This window comes from Massilia sp. CT11-108, assembly GCF_047302915.1.
Lineage (GTDB): Bacteria > Pseudomonadota > Gammaproteobacteria > Burkholderiales > Burkholderiaceae_D > Telluria > Telluria orientalis.
The window spans coordinates 1-347 of record NZ_JBKYMO010001355.1; the positions used below are offsets into that span (position 1 = coordinate 1).

1 protein-coding gene is annotated in these 347 nt (G+C 73.8%); it reads right to left on the reverse strand.

All coding sequences use genetic code 11. From position 1 onward, the window contains the following. Positions 1–347 (reverse strand): type VI secretion system Vgr family protein (locus tag ACEN88_RS34770; protein ID WP_413346968.1); only part of this gene is annotated, 347 nt, incomplete at both ends.

Here is a 347-nt window from a genome sequence, read left to right on the forward strand (position 1 = left end):
CGTCCACCTTGCCGCCCGCGCCCAGTGCCAGGTTGTCGTTGCTGGCGACGATGATGCCGTTCGGCGCCGTCGCGGCCAGGATAGGTTCCCCGCCCCCCGCCGCGCCTTCCGCGACGTTGCTGCCGGCGTGCCACCGTTTCAGCTTGTCGACGAGGGCGGCAAGGCGCCGGCCCGTCGGCTCGTCGTCCGTATGGACGGCCGCCAGCTTGCCCACTTCGTCGAGGATGCCCTGCATGACGTCGGCCAGGCCCGCCAGTCCGGCGCGGTCGAGCTGGCCACCTTCCGCCTGCGGGCTCGCCTCCGCGCTGATCAGGACGCCCTGGGCGCCGCGCACGGCCACCGACAGG